Source organism: Lactobacillus nasalidis (genome assembly GCF_016587775.1).
Lineage (GTDB): Bacteria > Bacillota > Bacilli > Lactobacillales > Lactobacillaceae > Lactobacillus > Lactobacillus nasalidis.
The window spans coordinates 1-399 of record NZ_BOCG01000548.1 but is presented as its reverse complement, the minus strand read 5'-3'; the positions used below and the strand labels follow the sequence as shown (position 1 = coordinate 399).

1 protein-coding gene is annotated in these 399 nt (G+C 54.1%); it reads left to right on the top strand.

Annotation, left to right across the window (positions count from 1 at the left end; translation table 11 throughout):
- Window positions 1–399 (top strand): ATP-grasp domain-containing protein (locus tag lacNas_RS10670; protein ID WP_201346846.1); only part of this gene is annotated, 399 nt, incomplete at both ends.

The following is a 399-nucleotide window of genomic DNA, read 5'->3' as shown; positions in this document are numbered from 1 at the left end:
GTCCGGCCGGCCAAGCCGCCGATGACCAGATCGTTGCTGAATACAGCGATATTGATGCTATTCATGAACTGGCCCGGCGAAGCGACGTTTTGACTTATGAATTTGAAAATGTTGACCTGGATGCCCTGGAAAGCGTCAAGGATCAGGTCTTTATTCCGCAGGGCACCAAGCTTCTTTACACGACCAACAACCGGATCCGGGAAAAGACCTTTATCCAGCAAGCTGGCTGTGAAGTAGCCAAGTTCAGAGCGGTCAAGAGCCGGGCCGACCTGGAAGCTGCCGTCAGCGATTTAGGTCTGCCGGCCGTATTAAAGACCTGTGAAGGCGGCTACGACGGCAAGGGCCAGGTGGTTTTGAAAGAATCAGCTGACCTGGACAAAACCGCGGATGTGCTGGCCT